Source organism: Nocardiopsis sp. FR4 (assembly GCF_009830945.1).
Taxonomy (GTDB): domain Bacteria; phylum Actinomycetota; class Actinomycetes; order Streptosporangiales; family Streptosporangiaceae; genus Nocardiopsis.
In genome coordinates this window covers 222,497-241,204 of sequence record NZ_ML776455.1, presented here as the reverse complement: position 1 = coordinate 241,204, position 18,708 = coordinate 222,497, and the positions used below count along the sequence as shown (strand labels likewise).

Genomic DNA, 18,708 nt, shown 5'->3' with positions numbered 1-18,708 from the left:
GCGTGCTCGCGAGCATCAGCACCCCCTTCGTCGACACCCGGGCCGACGACCTGGTCTGGACCCTGGGCCACCCGCTGGTGGAGGCCCTGGCCGCCCGCACCCTGCGGGTTCCCGGGGCCCGGGTCGAACTCCGCGTGCTCGGGGCCTCCCACCAGGTGGCCCTCACCCCCGAGGCGGCGGCACCGGCCGCGGACACGCCCCTGGTGGAGACCGTGGCCTGCCTCCCCGGACTCCCCGGCGGCCTGCCGGACCGGGCCGAGCGCTCCGGGCGCTACCGCTTCACCTCGCTCGTGGAGCGCCTGTCGCGCACCGCGCTGACCCGGCGGGTGGACCGGCTCCGCCGAGAGGTGGCCGACTCCCCCGACGGCCTGCTCGTCGCCTTCCCGGGAGACCCCCTCGCCGTCACGGCGCTGAGCCTGTCCCGCGACCGCGCGGGACGGACCCGCTGGCGCACCTGGCACGCCTACCCGCAGAGTGGCGAACTGGTGACGACCTCCTCGACAGTGACCACGCCCCCCACCCCTGAGAGAAGCGCCCCATGAAGGCATACGAGGAACCCCACGACGGCAGGAACACCGTGATCGCCGTCTTCGCCGTGATCGGCGGCATCCTCCTGATCCTGTTCCTGCTCAGCGCCTGCACCAGCGACAACAACCGCTACTGCCCGGACGACGACGTGGTCGCCGTCGAGGGCTACGACGACGATGACTGCGAGTCGTCCTCCTCCGGCTCCTCGGGCGGAGGGTTCTTCTTCTTCGGCGGAAGCAGCGGCAACAGCGGTAGCAGCTACAGCAGCAACCGGAACAACGACTACGGCGGCAGCAGCCAGAGCAACGGCAGCGGCAGCAACACCCGTGGCGGCGGCAGCGGTTTCGGCAAGTAGCGCCCCCTCACCTCCAGTACCTCCTCCCACACATCCCCTCACCAGCGGACAGGACCATGAACGAGATCCTCTTCAACTCCCTCGCTGCCCTCGCCTACGGCGGAGTGGGCATCGCCGTGCTCGTGGTGGGCTACCTGCTCACCGACCTGCTCACCCCCGGCAAGCTGCACCAGCTCATCTGGGAGGAGCGCAACCGCAACGCCGTGCTGCTCGTGTCCGCCAACACGCTGGGCTCCGCCGTCGTCGTCACCTCGGCGATCCTGTCCAGCGACTCCGAGATCGGACTGGGCGCCGGACTGCTCTCGACCGCCGTCTACGGCCTGATCGGACTGGCGGTCATGGCGCTGTCCTTCCTGCTGATCGACGCCATCACCCCGGCCAAGATCGCCCGCATGATCAGCGACAGCGAACCGCACCCGGCCACCTGGGTGAGCGCATCCGCGCACATCGCGATCGCCGTGGTCGTCGCCGCGGCCCTGACCTGACCCCGGCGGCGCCCCGGCGCCGCCCCCAGCAGCACCGAACGGCCGGGCTCCGGCCGCACGCACCACCGGACGAAGGCACCCGCGTTGACTGAGACCGCCGCACGCACACGACCCGGGCTCCCGGTACCGGCCCGGGCGGCCCGCTTCCTCGTGCTGCTGGCGGTGTTCGTCTGCGCCGCCTGCGGCCTGGTGTACGAGCTGGCGCTCGTGGCCATCGGCAGCTACCTGCTGGGCGACACCATCACCCAGGCCTCCGTGGTCCTGTCCGTGATGGTCTTCGCCATGGGGGTCGGCTCGCTGCTGTCCAAGCGCTTCCAGGCCCGCCCAGCCAGCTCCTTCGCGGTGATCGAGGGACTGCTCTCGCTGGTCGGCGGCCTGTCGGTGCTGTTGCTGTACGGGGCCTTCGCGTGGTTCTCCGCCTACCAGCCCGCCCTGGTGCTGCTGGCCTTCGTCATCGGCGCCCTCATCGGCATGGAGATCCCGCTGCTGATGACGCTGATCCAGCGCATCCGCCGGCAGGAGGCCTCCGAGGCGGTGGCCGACCTGTTCGCGGCCGACTACGTGGGCGGGCTGATCGGGGGCCTGGCCTTCCCCTTCCTGCTGCTGCCGCTGCTGGGGCTGCCCAAGGGGGCGCTGATGGTGGGCGCGCTCAACGCGGTGGTCGGCGTGGCGGTGGTGCTGTGGCTCTTCCGCGGCGAGCTGTCCCGGCGCGCCCGCGTCGGGCTGAGCCTGGGCCTGGCCCTCGTCCTCGCCGTGCTGGGCCTGGCCTACCTCTACGCCGACCGGTTCGAGGTGGACGCCCGCCAGGCCCTGTACCGCGACCCGATCGTGCACGCCGAGCGCTCGGAGTACCAGGAGATCGTGCTCACCCGTTCCCTGGACGGCCGGGACACCCGCATGTTCCTCAACGGGGACCTGCAGTTCTCCACCCTGGACGAGTACCGCTACCACGAGTCCCTGGTGCACCCGGCGATGGCGGGGCCGCACGAGGAGGTCCTGGTGCTGGGCGGCGGCGACGGGCTGGCCCTGCGCGAGATCCTCGCCTACGACGACGTCGCCTCGGTGACCCTGGTGGACCTGGACCCGGCCGTGATCGAGCTGGCCGCCACCAACCCGGTGATCCGCGACCTCAACGGGGACTCCTTCGGGGACCCGCGCCTGCGCGTGGTCAACGCCGACGCCTTCCAGTGGCTGCGCGACAACGGGGAGCGTTTCGACGTGGTCGTGGCCGACCTGCCGGACGGAACCGACGTGGGCACCGCCAAGCTCTACACCGTCGAGTTCTACGCGCTCCTGCGCCAAGCCCTGGACGAGGGGGGCCGGGTGGTGGTGCAGTCGGGTTCGCCCTTCTTCGCCCCGGACGCCTACTGGAGCGTGGGCCGTTCCTTGGAGGAGGCCGGGCTGGCCGCGACCCCCTACAACGTGGACGTGCCGACGTTCGGCAACTGGGGGTTCTACCTCGCCGCCGCCGACGGGCCGCCCGACCTGCGCGTTCCCGAGGACGCACCCGAACTGCGCTTCCTGGACGACTCGCTGCTGGCCGCGGCCCAGGTCTTCCCGAAGGACCGCCGCGGGGGAGAGGTCCGGGAGTCGACCCTCATGCACCCGCGGGTGATCGGCTACCACCAGGGCGCCTGGCGGGGCTACTGACGGCCCCCGACCCGGGTCCGGCCTCCGGGGGGAGCGCGGCCTCCGGAAGGAGGAGCCCGGGGTCCCCCGGGGAAGAGGCACCGCGCGGCCTGAGGACCCGGGTCGGTGGGCGGCCACGCGGTGTGCCTGGTGCGGGGTCGGGGTCGCGCGACGTGCGTACGCATTCGTCCCGTTTCCCCGTGACCTGGCCCATCTTGCCCCGGTAGGGGTGGCGCGCGAGCACGCCACGCCGTCCCCGGCACCGCCGCGGACAAGCCCTTACCCGGACTTGTGCCCGCCTTTCCACCCAGCTGGCCGGTCGGGGAGCCGGGCGGCCGGTGCGCTGGCGGCCCGGTTCCCCGACCGGCCCTCAGCTGTCGAAGCCGAGCCCCACCGCGTCCAGCGCGCGCAGCCACAGGTTGCGGCGTCCGCCGTTGCGGTCGGCGGCCGCGGTCGCGCGCAGGGTCAGCCCGATGCCCAGGGAGCGCACCGGCTCGGGCGGGAAGGGCAGCGGCTTCTCCCGGACCATCCGCAGCCGGGTCCGCTCGGTGTCCAGGCCGTCGAGGCGGTCCAGCATCACCTCTGCGCCGAAGCGGGTCGCGCCCACGCCCAGCCCCGTGTACCCGGCGGCGTAGGCCAGGCGGCCCCCGTACCCGGTGCCGAAGAAGGCGGAGAAGCGGCTGCACGTGTCGATGACCCCGCCCCAGCTGTGCGTGAACCGCACGTCCCCCAACTGGGGGAAGGTGGCGAAGAAGTGCTCCGCGAGGGTGCGGAAGGTCTCCGGGCGCTGGTCGTACTCGGGGCGCACCTTCCCGCCGTAGTGGTGGACGATGTCGTAGCCGCCCCACAGGATCCGGTTGTCCGCGGTGAGCCGGTAGTAGTGGAAGAAGTTGGCCGCGTCGGACAACCCCTGACGGCCCTTCCAGCCCAGCGACGCCATCTGCCCTTCGGAGAGCGGCTCTGTCATCAGCGCGTAGTCGTAGACCGGGGCCAGGTAGTGCCTGAGGCGGCGCAGCGGGCCGGGGAGGGCCCCGGTACCCCAGGCCACCCTGGGCGCGTGCACGGCGCCGCCGGAGGTCTCCAGGCGCAGGCCCGCGGGCACGGACCGGATCGCCCGCACCGGGGTGTTCTCGAAGATCCGCACCCCGAGCCGCAGGCAGGTCTCGCGCAGGCCCCAGGCGAGCTTGGCGGGGTGGACCATGGCCACGCCGTCGGGTTCGTACAGCGCCGCCACGTAGGTGGGCGAGTCGACCTCGCGGCGGATCCGCTCGGCGTCCCAGACCTGGGCGGCGTAGCCCAGGCCGTTCATCGTGGCGGCGGACTCGGCGAACCCCTCGGCCTGCCAGGGCTCGGTGGCGACGAGGATCTCCCCGGTGCGCTCGAACTCGCAGTCGATGCCGTACCGGGCCACCGCCTCCTCGATGGCGTCGAGGTTGGCGTGTCCCTGGCGTTCGAGCTCGGCGATCTCCTCGGGCCAGCGCTCGGCGCCGTTGTCGTAGCCGTGGGTGAGGCTGGCGGCGCAGAACCCGCCGTTGCGCCCGGAGGCCGCCCACCCGGCGGTGCGGGCCTCCACCAGCACCACGTCGCGGTCGGGGTCGCGCTCCTTGGCGATCAGCGCGGTCCACAGCCCGCTGAACCCGGCGCCGACCACCACCAGGTCGGCGAAGGCGTCGCCGACCAGGGCGGGCGCGGGCTCGGGGACGTCGTGCCCCGGAACGTCGGGGTCGAGCCAGAAGACCCGGGGGCGGGTGTCCGCCAGGGCCCTGACCACCCTCTCGCTCGTTCCGTCGGCCATGAGTATCACCTGATTTCTTGCGAGGAGACCCCGGCCTTCGGTCCGGGGAGGACTCAGACCCCTGCGGAGCGGGTCAGGGCGGAGCGGTCCGCCCCTCGGGCGGACCGCCGCCACCGGAATCACCGAACCCCCGTGTCCGCGCTGAGGCCGGTGCCCGCCTGACGTGCGCCGGCTCAGGCAGAAACCACGCCCGGGAGGGCCCACCGCCGGGCGTTATTCGGCCCTGCCTGGCTGGGGTGGACACACCGGCGCGCCCCGCGGGGGCCGCGCCGCGGCTCCGGGACCGGGCGGAAGAGCCAGAACCCGCCCGGCCCCCGGCGCCGGTACGCTCCGTCAGGCCGCGTTCCGGCGGCGGGCCGTGACGATGTTGATGACGGCCATGAGCAGGCCCACCGCGAACAGCAGGGTGCCCATCACGTTCACCTGGGGCGGGATGCCCACACGGGTGGCGCCCCAGATCCACAGCGGGAAGGTGGTGACGTCGCCGCTGACGAACGAGGTGATGATGTAGTCGTCGATGGACAGGGCGAAGGCCAGCAGCCCGCCCGCCATGATGGCGGGGGAGAGCATGGGCAGGGTCACCAGCCGGAACGTGTCCCACGGCCCGGCGCCCAGGTCGCGGGCGGCCTCCTCCAGGCGCGGGTCCAGGGTGATGACGCGGGCCCGCACGGTGATGGCGACGAAGGACACGCAGAACATCACGTGCGCGATCACGGTCGTCCAGTAGCCGGTGGTCACGTTCATCATGAGGAACGTGGACAGCAGCGCGGCGCCGAGCACCACCTCGGGGGCGCTGATGGCCGCGAACATCACCAGGTTGGTGAGCTGTTTGCCGCGGAAGCTGAACCTGCCCAGCGCCAGCCCCAGCAGGGTGCCCAGGCCGCCCGCGAGCACCATCGTCAGCAGGGCGATGCTGACCGAGTTGAACATCGCCTCGTTCAGCTCGGAGTGCGCGAAGGCGTTCTGGTACCACTTCAGCGTGAAGCCCTGCCACGTGATGTTGTGGCGGCCGGCCGGGTCGTTGAAGCTGAACGCGATCATGAACAGGATCGGGGCGAACAGCCAGGCCAGGACGGCCCAGGTGTGGTAGCGGCCCCAGTCCACGCGGACGCGGCGGCGCCGTCTCGGCGGCCGGTCCCCGGTCGGTGCGTCCGGCGGGGTCTGCGTCAGGGTGCTCACGCGTGCACCTCCATGACCTTCTCGGTGCCCAGGGCCCTGGCGTAGCTGAAGATCCCGACGAGCAGGAGGCCCATGAGGACGAAGGTGATCGATGCGGCGATCGGGTAGTTGTTGTTGACCAGGTACTGCGTCTGGATGACGTTGCCGATCATCGTGTTGTGCGTTCCGCCCAGGACCGAGGCGTTGACGTAGTCGGCGCTGGTGGGGATGAAGGTCATCAGCACGCCGGCGAACACCCCGGGCAGGGACACCGGCAGGATCACCCGCGCGAAGGCCTGGATCCGGTTGGAGTACAGGTCGTGCGCGGCCTCCACCAGGTGCGGGTCCATGCGCTCCAGGACCGCGTAGATCGGCAGGACCATGAAGGGCAGGAAGTTGTAGGCCAGGCCGAGGATGACCGCGGGCGCGGAGTTCAGCACCGCGAAGCCGTCCGGGAGCAGGCCGATGTTCTTGAGCGTGCCGAGCACCACGCCGTTGTCGGCGAGGAAGAAGCGCCAGGAGATGGTGCGCAGCACGAACGAGACGAAGAAGGGCAGCAGGACCAGCAGCAGGTAGGTGGACTTGTAGGCCCCGCCCCGGAAGGCGATCCAGTACGCCATGGGGTAGCCCAGGGCGATGCACACCAGGGTCGCGCAGGCCCCGTAGAACAGGGAGCGCAGGATCTGCTCCCAGTAGGTGCCGACGGCGGTGGCGTAGTTGCCCACCTCGAAGGTCTGCTGGAAGCCGGTGACCACGTTTCCGGTGGTCAGCGACAGGGACAGCATCCCGCCGATGGGCACCACGAAGAACAGTGCCAGCCAGGCCCACGCCGGCAGGACCAGCACGTAGGGCGTGATCTTACGGTTCATGTGCGGCTCAGCTCTGCGTGACTGCCTGGAAGAGGGAGGAGAACTCCCCCTGCTGGTCGGGCGGCAGGGCGACGTAGTTGTGGAGCTTCTGGTAGTCGCCCTCGTCGGGGAAGACCAGGCTGCTCTCGGACATCTCGCGCAGGGCCTCGGCGCGCTCCCCGTCGCTCTCGGCGTCGGCCCACTCGGCCATGACCTCCTGCGCGTGCGGGACCGGGGAGATGTAGCCGATGTACTCGGTCAGCCCGGTGGCGATCTCCGGCTCGTAGAGGAAGTTCATGAGCTCGATGGCGTCGACCGGGGCCTTGGAGGTGTACGGGATCATCAGGTTGTCGGTCCACAGCGTGGCACCCTCGTCGGGGATGACGAACTTCAGGTTCGTGCCCTCCTCGGCGTTCTGCTGGTAGATGTCGCCGGACCAGGCCATGGTCATCCACAGGTCGCCCGTGGTGAGCGGCTGGATGTAGTCCTGCTCGTAGTAGGAGCGCACCACGCCGGAGTCGCGCTGCTCGCGGAGCTTGTCGGCGGCGGCCTCCCAGTCCTCCGGGGTGGACTCCCCGGGGCGGACGCCGTTGGCGAGCAGGCCGAAGTTGGCGATCTCCTGCGGGTCGGCGAACATCCCGACCTTGCCCGCGAACTCGGGGTCCCACAGGTCCTTGAGGCTGGTGATCTCGCGGTCGACGTACTCGGGGTTGTAGGCGATGCCGGTGATGCCCGAGGCGTAGGGGACCGTGTACTTGTTGCCGGGGTCGAACGTGGAGTTCTGGTAGACCTCCCCGGCGTACTCGGCGAAGGCGGGGAGCCTGGTGTGGTCCAGCTGGACCAGGTAGCCGAGCTCGATGAGCTTGGCGAGCTCGAAGCCGTTGGTCAGGACCATGAGGTCGTAGCCGATGTCGTCGCCGTTGGCGAGCTTGGGCTGGATCTGCCCGAAGAACGACGGCGCCTCGTGCACGTCCTCCTTGTAGTCGACCCTGATCCCGGTGGCCTCGGTGAACTGCTGGATCTGGGTGCGCTCGGAGTCCATGTAGAGCGGCCAGTTGGCCCAGCGCAGGTTGCCCGTGCGCTCCTTGTCGGACCAGTAGTTCCCGTCCTCGGCCGGGTCGCGCTGTTGGCCGCCGACGCCGCAGGAGGCCAGGGCGAGCGCGGCGGCGGCCGCGCCGCCGGCCTGGAGGGTGTGGCGGCGGGTGAGGCGGGCGCGGGTCAGTCCGCGCAGGAGGGCGGGGTCGGAGCGTCGGTTCATGCGTCGTTACCTACTTCGGGGGTCTGGACGGTGGTCGGTCGGGCCGGTCAGGCGGGGAGGACGTAGGAGTGCTCCGGCGGCCAGGACAGCCACACCCGCTCGCCGCGCTCGGCGGCCAGGGCGGAGCTGGCGGAGTTCTGCTGGTAGACCGTGACCTCCTCTCCGTCACCGACGTCCACCTGGTAGTGGGTCGACGAACCCATGTAGACGGTCTCGGTGACCGTGCCGGGCAGGCGGCTGACCTCGCCCTCGGGCCGGGCCGCGGAGATGCGGACCTTCTCCGGGCGCACGGTCAGGTGCACGTGGGAGCCGGTGGAGACCTGGGCGGGAAGCTCGGCGGCCAGGGCGGTGGAGGCGCAGGCCACCTCCACCTTCCACAGGTCCCCGGACGCGGGGCCGACCACGCCGCGCAGGAGGTTGCTGGTACCGATGAAGTCGGCGACGAAGCGGGTGGCGGGCCGCTCGTAGATCTCGGTGGGCGCGCCGAGCTGTTCGACCACGCCGTGGTTCATCACGGCGATGCGGTCGGACATGGTCAGCGCCTCGCCCTGGTCGTGCGTGACGTAGACGAAGGTGATGCCGACCTCGCGCTGGATGCGCTTGAGCTCGACCTGCATGGACTGGCGGAGCTTGAGGTCCAGGGCTCCGAGCGGCTCGTCCAGGAGCAGGGCGGCGGGCTCGTTGACGAGGGCGCGGGCCAGGGCCACGCGCTGCTGCTGCCCGCCGGACAGCTGCGAGGGGCGGTGCTTGGCGCGGTGGCCGAGTTCGACCAGGTCGAGCATCCGGGCGACCCGGCGGGTGACCTCGGCCTTGGCCACCTTCTTGCGCCTGAGCCCGAAGGCGACGTTGTCGGCCACGCTCATGTGCGGGAAGAGCGCGTAGCTCTGGAAGACCATGTTGACGTCGCGGTGGTTGGCGGCCACACCGGTGACGTCGCGGCCGTCGAGGCACACGACGCCCTCGGTGGGGTCCTCGAACCCGGCGATCATGCGCATGGTGGTCGTCTTGCCGCAGCCGGACGGACCGAGAAGTGAGAAGAACTCCCCCCGTTCGATCTCCAGGTCGACGCCGTTGACCGCGCGCACCGTCTCGGAGCCGGACCGGAAGGACTTGACCACTCCGGTCAGGCTGATGGCGGGACCCGCCGCCGGGGCGGTGCCGGTGTCGGGGGCCTCGGGCTGGGTGGTGCTGGTGGGAGCCATGGCGGGGAGATTCCTATCACTCTCTCGTTCCTGGTGGGCCGGGTACCGGGCCGTGCGCCCGGCCGGGGTCAGTCGCCGATGTAGCTCATGACGTGCTTGACCCGGGTGTACTCGTCGAAGGAGTACATCGACAGGTCCTTGCCGTAGCCCGAGTGCTTGAAGCCGCCGTGCGGCATCTCCGCGGTGACCGGGATGTGGGTGTTGATCCACACGCAGCCGAAGTCCAGGCGGCGCGAGACCCGTAGCGCACGGGCGTGGTCGCGGGTCCACACGCTGGACGCCAGACCGTATTCTACGGAGTTTGCCCAGTTCACAGCGGTTTCCTCATCCGTGAAGCGCTGAACCGTGATGACCGGGCCGAAGATCTCGTCGGTGACCATCTCGTCGCCCTGGCGCAGTCCGGCCACCACGGTCGGGGCGTAGAAGTAGCCCTCGTCGCCGACCCGGGAACCGCCCGCGAGGATCTCGGCGTGGTCGGGGGTGCGCTCCAGGAAGCCGCTGACGCGGGCCAGTTGGCCCGCGTTGTTGACCGGGCCGTAGGCGGCGTCGGGGTTGCTCGGCGGGGCGGTGACGGTGTTGCGGGCCTGCTCGGCCAGGGCGGCGGCGAGGTCGTCGTGGATGCCGGGGGCGGCCAGCACGCGGGTGGCGGCGGTGCAGTCCTGCCCGGCGTTGAAGTACCCGGCCTCGGCGATCCCGGCGGCGGCGCGCTCGACGTCTGCGTCGTCGAAGACCAGCACGGGGGCCTTGCCGCCCAGCTCCAGGTGCAGGCGCTTGAGGTCGCGCGACCCGGCCTGGGCGACCTCGTACCCGGCTCGGGTGGAACCGGTGAGGGAGATCAGCCGGGGGGCGGGGTGGTCGACCAGGGCGCGGCCGGTGTCGCGGTCCCCGGCGACGACGTTGAACACGCCCGGCGGCAGGAACTCGGCGGCGATCTCGGCCAGCAGCAGCGTGGAGACCGGGGTGGTGTCGGAGGGCTTGAGGACGATGGTGTTGCCCGCGGCCAGGGCGGGACCGATCTTCCAGGCCGCCATGGCCATCGGGTAGTTCCAGGGGGTGATCTGGCCGACGGCGCCCAACGGCTCGCGGCGGATCCAGGAGGTGTGGTCGGCCATGTACTCGGCCGCGGCCCGGCCCTCCAGGTTGCGGGCGGCGCCCGCGAAGAAGCGCAGGGCGTCCAGGACCTGGGCGATCTCCTCGGAGCGGGTGAGGCCGACCGGCTTGCCGCAGTTGCGGACCTCGGCCTCGACCAGCTCGTCGGCGCGCTCCTCGACCCGGTCGGCGAACTTGTTGAGGGCGATCTGGCGCTGGGCGGGGGTCCAGTCGCGCCATTCGTCGTCGAAGGCGCGCTGGGCGACCTTGAAGGCGTGGTCGACGTCCTCGGCGGTGGACACCGGGGCGGTGGCGAAGACCTTGCCGGTGGCCGGGTCGACGAGGTCGCCGCGGATCCCGTCCGCGGTGTCGACGTACTCCCCGCCGACGAAGTTGCGGAGGTGGTCGAGTCCGGACTCCTGGGTCACTACGGCTCCCTGCTGGTCGGGTGCGCTGGGGCACACATGAGGCTGTGAACCGTCACACTGCCACCCATGACCAGCGAGATCAAGGGATTCCGTTGTAAAAATTCGATTTCACGACGGATACTTGACAGAACGGCCACAGATGCCACTATTTCTATTGAGCGGGTCCTAGTCCGATGACCCCCGGGTCGACCGCACGGTCCCCGCACCACCCAGCGATCTTGGAGCACCAAGTGGCAGCGCACCTGAGCCCGGAGCAACTCCAGCGGGCCGCCAAGGACCATCTGTGGATGCACTTCACGGAGATGGCCGTCTACGACGACGCCGACGTCCCCGTCATCACGCGGGGCGAGGGCGCCTACGTCTACGACACCGACGGGAAGCGGTACCTGGACGGCCTGGCCGGGCTGTTCGTCTCCCAGGTGGGCCACGGCAGGGCCGAGATCGCCGACGCCATCGCCGAGCAGGCACGCGAGCTGGCCTACTTCCCGATCTGGACCTACGCGCACCCCAAGGCGGCCGAACTGGCCGAGCGCCTCGCCGGCCTGGCGCCGGGCGACCTCAACCGGGTCTTCTTCACCACCAGCGGCTCGGAGGCCGTCGAGTCCGCCTGGAAGCTGGCCCGCCAGTACTTCAAGGCGATCGGCGAGCCCACCCGGCACAAGGTGATCAGCAGGCGGATCGCCTACCACGGCAGCAGCATGGGCGCACTGGCGATCACGGGCCTGCAGGCGATCAAGACCCCGTTCGAGCCGCTGGTTCCCAGCACCGTGCAGGTTCCGAACACGAACTTCTACCGCGCGCCCCAGCACGGGGACGACCTGGAGGCCTTCGGCCGCTGGGCGGCCGACCAGATCGAGGAGGCCATCGTCCAGAACGACCCCGCGACCGTGGCCGCGGTCTTCGTCGAGCCCGTGCAGAACTCCGGGGGCTGCTTCCCGCCGCCGCCCGGGTACCTGCAGCGGGTGCGCGAGATCTGCGACCGACACGGGGTCCTGATGGTCTCCGACGAGGTCATCTGCGCCTTCGGCCGCCTGGGAGAGTACTTCGGCGCCACCAAGTACGGGTACCTGCCCGACATCATCACCTTCGCCAAGGGCGCCACCAGCGGCTACGTGCCGCTGGGCGGGCTGATCGCCCGTGAGCGGCTCATGGAGCCCTTCAAGGAGGAGGGCGCGGCCTTCCTGCACGGTGTCACCTTCGCCGGGCACCCGGTGGCCGCCGCGGCCGCGCTGGCCAACCTCGACCTTTTCGAGAGGGAGGGCGTGCTGGAGAACGTGCGCGAGAACGCGCCCGTCTTCCGCGCCACCCTGGAGAGGCTGCTGGACCTGCCGATCGTCGGCGACGTGCGCGGCGACGGGTTCTTCTACGGGATCGAGCTGGTCAAGGACAAGGAGACCAAGGAGACCTTCACCGACGAGGAGGCGCAGCGGCTGCTCAAGGGCTTCCTGTCGGGGGCGCTCTTCGAGGCCGGGCTGGTCTGCCGCGCCGACGACCGGGGCGAGCCGGTCGTGCAGCTGTCCCCGCCGCTGACCTGCGGCCCGGAGCACTTCGACGAGATCGAGCGCATCCTGCGCAAGGTCCTCACCGAGGCCTGGGACCGCATCTAGGCCGCGCTGCTCCCGGGCCGCTCCGGCCCGGGTTCGGGCGCCCGAACGACCCCCTGGCACGGGTGGGCGCCCCCGCTCCTCTGAGCGGGGGCGCCGTCGCGCGTCCGGCTCCGGCGGCCCGCCAGGGGGGACCCCGGGGCCTCCCGTCAGACGTGCCGCGCGGCTTCGGGGAGGCCCTCGTACCTCAGCGTCACCCGGGGCCGACCCGACCTGACCGGGATCACACCTGGCCGAGCGCGGCCAGGGCGGATACGGCACCCAGTTCCCAGCAGGCCTCACGGGCCGCGGCGTCCGGGCGGCCGGTCACCGTGACCGGCGGCCGGCACCGCTCCCACCCGACGCCCTTGGCGATGGACTCCACCGCGCGGACCGCGCCGGAGGTGTCGTTGTCCCCGTGCACGTACAGGGCGTAGGGCAGCCCGGCGGTGGCCCCCTGCGCGGGGTAGAAGACCGTGTCGAAGAAGACCTTGAGGGCGCCGGACATGTAGCCGATGTTGGCGGGGGTGCCCAGGACCAGGGCGTCGGCGCCCAGCAGGTCACTGGCCGTGGCCGACAGCGCCGCCTCGGCTCGCACCTCCACCCCCTCGACCTCGTCGTTGCGGGCGCCGTCCAGGACCGCGCCCAGCAGCTCCTGGGTGGCGGGCGAGACCGTGTGGTGAACGATGAGCAGTCGTGCCATGCCCCCAGCCTAGGAGCCGGACCCCGGAAACCCCCTGTTCTTCGACGCTCCGTAGTACTACCCTCCGTAGTATTACAAGCCGTGGAGGTTGGGCATGCGCGTTCTCGTCGTGGGGGCCGGAATCGCCGGACTGGTGGCGGCCCGGGGACTGCTGGCCGCGGGACACGAGGTGACCGTCCTGGAACAGAGCCCCGAGCCGCGCGGCGGGGGCTGCGCCGTCCTGCTCTGGGCCAACGGCACGGCGGTCCCGGAGGACCTGGGGGTCAAGGACACCGGTCAGAGCGTCGACGCCGTCGAGGTGCGCAGCACCCGGGATCGACCGGTGATGTCGGTGGACACCCGGCGGTTGGAGGCCCGGCTCGGCTCCCCCACGGTGGTGGTCCCCCGCCGCGCGCTGCTCGCCCGGCTCGCCGAGGGTCTGCCGCCGGGAACCGTCCGCTTCGACGCGCGCCTGCGCGACCTGGGCGACGACGGCCGGTCGGTCCACGCGGAGACCGAGGAGGGCGAACGGTACTCGGGTGACCTGCTCGTCGGCGCCGACGGCATCGGATCCCGGGTGCGCACCGCGCTCTTCGGCCCCGGCACCCGGGCGCGGCCGACCGGGGCGGCCACCTGGCGGGGCCTCATCCCGGCGCCCTTCGACCCGGGCTCGAGCGCACTGCTGTTCCTGGGGCGCGAGGGAACCGTGGGACTCAACCCCGCGGGCGACGGCCAGTTGCAGTGGCTCATCGACCTGTCCTGGGCGCAGGGCACCGGACAGGCACTGGGGGACGTGTCGGCCCTGGTGCGCCGCCTCGCCCAGGCCCCGGATCTGTCCACGGCGCTGGCCGCCTACGAGCGGGCCCGCCGACCGCAGGCCCGCCTGGCCGCCACCGCGGCCGCCCGGGGCGTGGCCACCTCCGGGCCGCGCACCCTGTTCCAGGGCGAGGCCGCGCTGCGCGGAGCCGGGATCCTGCCCGCCGGTTTCGCGACCTGGTCGTTCGAGCGGCTTCTCCGCGGGATCAGTGACCGCCTCTGAGCCCGCCGGCCAACGGCGTACCGGTGCGGATCAGCACCGGTTCCGACCGCCGCTCGGGAGGCCCCGGCTCGGGGCCTCCCGCGTCGGGGCCGTGTGGTGAACAGTGTGCGGTGCGGCCCCGTCCGCCACACTGGAGGGAAGCGGCGCGCGACCGCCGCCTCCCGTACGGTGCCGCCGTCCGCAGCAGAAAGCCGGGACCGCCATGAGTCAGCCTCCGCCCCCGCACGGACCCCGCCACGGCGGTCCGCCGCCCATGCTCCCGCCGCCCGGCGGAATGCCGCCGGCCGGAGGGCAGCCGCCCATGGGGCCCCCTCCCCCTCCGTTCGGACCGCAGGGGCCCGGCTCCCCGCCGCCACAGCGGCCGGGCGGCGCCTCGCCCTGGCTGTGGGTCGGCCTGGGCTGCGGCACGCTGTTCGTCCTCGGCGTCGTCATGGTGGTGCTCATCGCCTTCGTCTTCAACGACCGGGGTGAGGGGAACGAGGACGGTGCCAGCGGCACGCCGACCGCCGCGGACACCCCGGGGCCGAACGAGTCCGTCGAACACGACGGCATGGTCTTCTCGGTCACCGGTACCGAGGTCACCGACGAGATCGGCGGCTACCGGCCCCTCGGTGAGTACCTCATCGTGCACATCGACGTGGCCGCGGCGGGATCGGACGAGTTCTGGCGCGATGAGCAGCACGTGTACACCGTCTCCGGCGAGCGGATAGAGGAGGACTACGGCGCCACCCTCGAACTCGGCACCCCCATGTGGCAGGACCTGCCCGCCGACGGCTCACCGGTGGGGGTCAGCATCGCCTTCGACGTCCCCTCGGCGGCCGAGATCTCCCACATCGGGCTGAGCTCGCGCTTCCGCGGCGGCAACGAGGTGGAGGTCGACCTGGGCATCTGACGGAGGGGCGACGCTCACCCGGCGCGCACGAGGACGGCGTCCCCGACCGACCGCTCGCCCCGGGCGGACACGCCGAGGAGTACGGGTTCGCCGTCCAGCACCATCGACACCGAACCCCCGCCGTCCAACGCCACCGCCTCCACCGCGCCCAGGTCCCGCATCAGCCCGGCCAGCGCCTCCAGACCGAACCCGTCGCTCTCCCCCGGCGCCCGACCCGAGGCACCCACCAACAACAAACGACCCGCGCCGTCCACCCCCATCGCCATCCGCGGATTGCCCCGCAACGCCCACGCGTACCCGAAACGGGGATCGTCGGGGTGGATCAGCCCGTTGACCTCCGCATCGATACCCACCAGGCCACCGCTCACCAACCGCGGACCCGCGTTGACCACGCTCGTGCCCTCGCCCAGGGCGAGCTCCCCGCCCCCGGAGTCCACCACCCGGGTGTCAACCCTCAGGCGCTCGCCGACCTCGGCGCTCTCCTCCAGCCACGCGGCCGCCCCTCCCACACCCTGCACGACGTGCCCCCCGGCCGGGACCTCGGCGCCCGGGGCCCCCACCGAGGTGATCACACCCGCCGCGTCCGCCACCGCCTCAACCCCACCGGTCTCGGGGGTGGAACCGCGGAAGGCGTCCGTGAACACCACCAGCTCCGAGTCCAGGCGGCAGGTCACGTCATGCAACGGGTACCGGGTCGGCCGCCGGGGGTCCACACAGTTGCGCCGCACCCCGGGCACCCGGTTGACCCCCTCCGCCTCACGCACCCGCCCGTCCACCGAGACGGTGACCTCGGTGGACAGCTCCACGAACGAGGGCGACAACCCGTCGCCCTCCAGGACCACCGCCGCCCGGCCCTCCACGGCCTCGCTCTCCAGCCGCCCGCCGTAGACACCGATCCCGGCCGGGGTCCCCGGCACGCCGTCGGCCTCCTCCATCACGAAGTAGCCCCCGTTCACCGCGAACAGGGCGCCCCCCTCACGAGCCATCTCCGCGACCGTGCTCGCAGCGTCGATCCGCTCCCCGAAGGTGGCCTCCACGCTTCCGCGAAACTCCGCCGGGTCCAGGACGGCCGCCACCACCCGGGTCCTGGAGTACCCGCCATAGGGCTCGGCGCCCGACCACTCCACCGACGCGCGCCAGCCCCCGTCGCCGAGCTCGGCGGCGCGCGCCTCGGCCCGGGCCCGGGTCGCATACCGCTCCCGCAACACCACCTTCCACCCCAGCGCCAGCCCCGCCTGGACGAAGGCCTCCGGCCAGGCGATCTCCACCACCTCCGCCGCCCACCCCAGACCAGCGAGCTTGGCAGTGACCTCCTCCGCCTCGGCTCGCGAGCCCAGCCAGTCCTGCCCCGCGGTCACCGACACCGACCAGGCGGGATCCTCTCCGCGAACGACCTCGCCCTCGTAGAGCAGGAAGCCCGGCTCGACCTCCCGCACCGACCAGTCCTCGGGGAGGGCGGAGACCTCCCGGGCCACGGCGGCGGAGGCCGGGAGAACCTCCGGCGCGGCCGGAGCCGTACAGGCGACGGCGGCGAGGGACAGCGCGAGCAGCCAGGCGGCGAGCCTTCCGTGTGAGCGGGGCACGGGACCTCCCTACGTGGACGGGCGGGTGGAGGGGGACGGGCCGCGGGAGCCCCGGGCCGAGGATCAGGGTCGCCCCCGGGCATGACGGGAGGGGGACGGCCAGGGTACGGGCGGCGAAACCCGGCGACAACCACGCGGAACCGCTTCGTCACGGAGGGAAGCCGACGGGGTCCGGGGGACGCGAGGTCCCTCGGTGGTGCCGGGTCACGTCCGAGTGTGACGTGCGAAGATATTCGGCGGACCGTGACAGAAAGGGATTTTTCCGCGCTTCTCTCCGGGTTCCACCGTCGGTGGGGCCCGCACCCCGCCCCTCCCTGACAGTTCCATCGAAACCAAGGTGCCCCGTGACCCACGCCCCGCCCTCCGCGGAACCCGACGCCCTCACCCACCCCGACGGGCGGGTCTCCCTGGCCGAGGACGCGGCCCTCCCCGACGGCCCCTTCGTCAACTCCGACCTGCAGCCGGTCCCGATGTCCCGGCGCACCTGGGGCACCGGCAGCTTCAGCGCCCTGTGGGTGAGCATGTCGGTCAGCATCCCGGCCTGGACCCTGGCCAGCGGGCTGATCGCGGCGGGACTGGACTGGCGCCAGGCCATGCTCGCCGTGGTGCTGGGCAACCTCGTCGTGCTGCTGCCGATGGTGCTGACCGGTCACGCGGGGGCCAGGTACGGCATCCCCTTCCCGGTGTTCGCGCGCGCCTCCTTCGGCCTGCGGGGCGCGAACCTGCCCGCGCTGCTGCGCGGGGCGGTCGCCTGCGGCTGGTACGGCATCCAGACCTGGGTGGGCGGCCAGGGCGTGTACGTCCTGGCCGGACGCCTGTTCGGGGACGGGTGGACCGGCGCGGCGGTGGTCGGCGGCAACCCGTGGACCCTGTGGCTGTCCTTCGGCCTGTTCTGGGCGGCCCAGCTGGGGATCATCCTGTGGGGCATGGAGGGCGTGCGCCGGGTCCAGGTGTGGGCCGCGCCCCTGATGGTCCTCGGCGGCGTCGCCCTGCTGGCCTGGATGGCCGTGGAGGCCGGGGGGCTGGGCGCGATGCTGTCCCTGGGCTCCGGCGAGCCGCTGGACTGGGGGCCGTCCTTCTGGGCGCTGTTCTTCCCCTCGCTCATGGGCGTGATCGGCTACTGGGCGACGCTGACCCTCAACATCAGCGACTTCACCCGCTTCGCCTCCTCCCAGCGCGCCCAGGTCCTGGGCCAGTCGCTGGGCCTGCCCACCACGATGACGCTGTTCTCCCTGCTGGCGGTCATGGTCACGGCGGGCACCGCCGCGGTCTACGGCGAACCCCTGTGGAACCCGATCGACGTGGTCGCGCGGATGGACAGCGGCATCGGCCTGTTGTTCGCGGTCTTCGTCGTGCTGCTGGCCACGGTCTCCACCAACATCGCGGCCAACCTGGTCGGCCCGGCCTACGACCTGGCCAACCTCAGACCGCGGCTGATCAGCTTCCGCACCGGGGCGATCGTCACCTGCCTGGTCAGCGTGCTGATCCTCCCGTGGAGGCTGCTGGAGAACGAGAGCGTCTACATCTTCACGTGGCTGGGCACGGTCGGCGGCGTGCTGGGCACCGTGGCGGGCATCCTGCTCGCCGACTACTGGCTGCTGCGCCGTACCCGGCTGAGCCTGCCCGCGCTGTACGAACGCGGCTCGGAGTACTGGTACACGCACGGGTGGAACTGGCGCGCCCTTGCGGCCTTCGGCGCGGGCGCGCTGCTGGCCGTGGGCGGTTCGCACTCCCCCGAGGGCTCGGGGCCCTTCCCGGCCGAGGGGCTGATCCCGTTCCTGGCCCCGCTGGCGGACTACGGCTGGGTCGTGGGGCTGTTCAGCGGGCTGCTGCTGCACTGGGGCCTGAGCGTGCTCTTCCCCGACCGGCGGGCCGCGGTCCGGGACTGACCGGGGCCGGGACAGGGGTGAGGGGCCCGCGCGCGTGCGCGGGCCCCTCACCCGTCGGTCACGGGTTCTCGCCGTGGTCCGGAGGGTCGGCTCCGGGCGGCAGCCCCACTCCGAAGGCGCCGTCGTCGTCGTAGAAGAACTCCTCCCCCTCCTCGTAGGGGGTGTCCCAGTCCAGATCCATGGTGCGTTTCGCTCCTTTTGTCGCCCATGGCAGGACGCCCGGGACAGGCGGGGCGTTGACCGGCGTACCGGCACCCGGTCAACG

General features: G+C 71.9%; 17 protein-coding genes. 8 read left to right on the top strand and 9 right to left on the bottom strand.

The window, feature by feature from the left end:
* Positions 1–2 precede the first annotated feature (2 nt).
* The 4 genes from FYW95_RS03335 (at position 3) to FYW95_RS03320 (ending at position 3,018) form a co-directional block, all read left to right on the top strand.
* The gene (locus FYW95_RS03335; RefSeq protein ID WP_159941501.1) at positions 3–542 is read left to right on the top strand and encodes a DUF2617 family protein; all 540 of its coding nucleotides are present in this window, start codon (positions 3–5) and stop codon (positions 540–542) included.
* Entirely contained in the window at positions 539–883 is a 345-nt protein-coding gene (locus FYW95_RS27540; RefSeq protein WP_201294646.1) for a hypothetical protein, read from the top strand. The genes FYW95_RS03335 and FYW95_RS27540 overlap by 4 nt, the downstream gene beginning before the upstream one ends.
* Before the next feature lie 56 nt (positions 884–939).
* Entirely contained in the window at positions 940–1,368 is a 429-nt protein-coding gene (locus FYW95_RS03325; protein WP_159941500.1) for a DUF350 domain-containing protein, read from the top strand.
* Positions 1,369–1,452: 84 nt separating this feature from the next.
* Positions 1,453–3,018: a polyamine aminopropyltransferase gene (locus FYW95_RS03320; RefSeq protein WP_159941499.1), complete on the top strand. Its 1,566-nt coding sequence runs from the start codon at positions 1,453–1,455 to the stop codon at positions 3,016–3,018.
* 349 nt (positions 3,019–3,367) lie between these two features.
* Here FYW95_RS03320 and FYW95_RS03315 read toward each other — a convergent pair whose 3' ends face one another.
* The 6 genes from FYW95_RS03315 to FYW95_RS03290 form a co-directional block, all read right to left on the bottom strand.
* Positions 3,368–4,792: an NAD(P)/FAD-dependent oxidoreductase gene (locus FYW95_RS03315; RefSeq protein ID WP_160049978.1), complete on the bottom strand. Its 1,425-nt coding sequence runs from the start codon at positions 4,790–4,792 to the stop codon at positions 3,368–3,370.
* A gap of 333 nt (positions 4,793–5,125) precedes the next feature.
* A complete protein-coding gene (locus tag FYW95_RS03310; protein ID WP_159941560.1) occupies positions 5,126–5,962 on the bottom strand; it encodes an ABC transporter permease in 837 nt (278 codons plus the stop codon).
* A gap of 5 nt (positions 5,963–5,967) precedes the next feature.
* Positions 5,968–6,819, bottom strand: a complete 852-nt coding sequence (locus FYW95_RS03305) for an ABC transporter permease (RefSeq protein WP_159941497.1) — start codon at positions 6,817–6,819, stop codon at positions 5,968–5,970.
* A 7-nt stretch (positions 6,820–6,826) separates the two neighbouring features.
* Positions 6,827–8,056 (bottom strand): ABC transporter substrate-binding protein, encoded by a 1,230-nt coding sequence (locus FYW95_RS03300; RefSeq protein WP_159941496.1) that lies wholly within the window; start codon positions 8,054–8,056, stop codon positions 6,827–6,829.
* A gap of 47 nt (positions 8,057–8,103) precedes the next feature.
* Positions 8,104–9,258 carry an ABC transporter ATP-binding protein gene (locus FYW95_RS03295; protein ID WP_159941495.1) on the bottom strand — a complete coding sequence of 385 codons (1,155 nt, stop codon included), beginning with the start codon at positions 9,256–9,258 and terminating at the stop codon, positions 8,104–8,106.
* 68 nt (positions 9,259–9,326) lie between these two features.
* Positions 9,327–10,775: a gamma-aminobutyraldehyde dehydrogenase gene (locus FYW95_RS03290; protein ID WP_159941494.1), complete on the bottom strand. Its 1,449-nt coding sequence runs from the start codon at positions 10,773–10,775 to the stop codon at positions 9,327–9,329.
* Between the two features lie 230 nt (positions 10,776–11,005).
* Here FYW95_RS03290 and FYW95_RS03285 point away from each other — a divergent pair, with 230 nt between their 5' ends.
* A complete protein-coding gene (locus FYW95_RS03285) occupies positions 11,006–12,382 on the top strand; it encodes an aspartate aminotransferase family protein (protein WP_160049977.1) in 1,377 nt (458 codons plus the stop codon).
* Positions 12,383–12,602: 220 nt separating this feature from the next.
* On the opposite strand, the gene FYW95_RS03280 is transcribed toward FYW95_RS03285, so the two are convergent.
* Positions 12,603–13,061: a flavodoxin family protein gene (locus FYW95_RS03280; protein ID WP_159941492.1), complete on the bottom strand. Its 459-nt coding sequence runs from the start codon at positions 13,059–13,061 to the stop codon at positions 12,603–12,605.
* Between the two features lie 94 nt (positions 13,062–13,155).
* Here FYW95_RS03280 and FYW95_RS03275 point away from each other — a divergent pair, with 94 nt between their 5' ends.
* Positions 13,156–14,079 carry an FAD-dependent oxidoreductase gene (locus FYW95_RS03275; RefSeq protein WP_159941491.1) on the top strand — a complete coding sequence of 308 codons (924 nt, stop codon included), beginning with the start codon at positions 13,156–13,158 and terminating at the stop codon, positions 14,077–14,079.
* Between the two features lie 301 nt (positions 14,080–14,380).
* Entirely contained in the window at positions 14,381–14,971 is a 591-nt protein-coding gene (locus FYW95_RS03265; protein WP_236567673.1) for a DUF4352 domain-containing protein, read from the top strand.
* 14 nt (positions 14,972–14,985) lie between these two features.
* Here FYW95_RS03265 and FYW95_RS03260 read toward each other — a convergent pair whose 3' ends face one another.
* Positions 14,986–16,554: a phosphodiester glycosidase family protein gene (locus FYW95_RS03260; protein ID WP_160049976.1), complete on the bottom strand. Its 1,569-nt coding sequence runs from the start codon at positions 16,552–16,554 to the stop codon at positions 14,986–14,988.
* Positions 16,555–16,898: 344 nt separating this feature from the next.
* Here FYW95_RS03260 and FYW95_RS03255 point away from each other — a divergent pair, with 344 nt between their 5' ends.
* Positions 16,899–18,443 (top strand): NCS1 family nucleobase:cation symporter-1, encoded by a 1,545-nt coding sequence (locus FYW95_RS03255; RefSeq protein WP_159941488.1) that lies wholly within the window; start codon positions 16,899–16,901, stop codon positions 18,441–18,443.
* A gap of 58 nt (positions 18,444–18,501) precedes the next feature.
* On the opposite strand, the gene FYW95_RS28580 is transcribed toward FYW95_RS03255, so the two are convergent.
* Positions 18,502–18,624: a hypothetical protein gene (locus tag FYW95_RS28580; protein ID WP_255459338.1), complete on the bottom strand. Its 123-nt coding sequence runs from the start codon at positions 18,622–18,624 to the stop codon at positions 18,502–18,504.
* Positions 18,625–18,708: the final 84 nt, after the last annotated feature.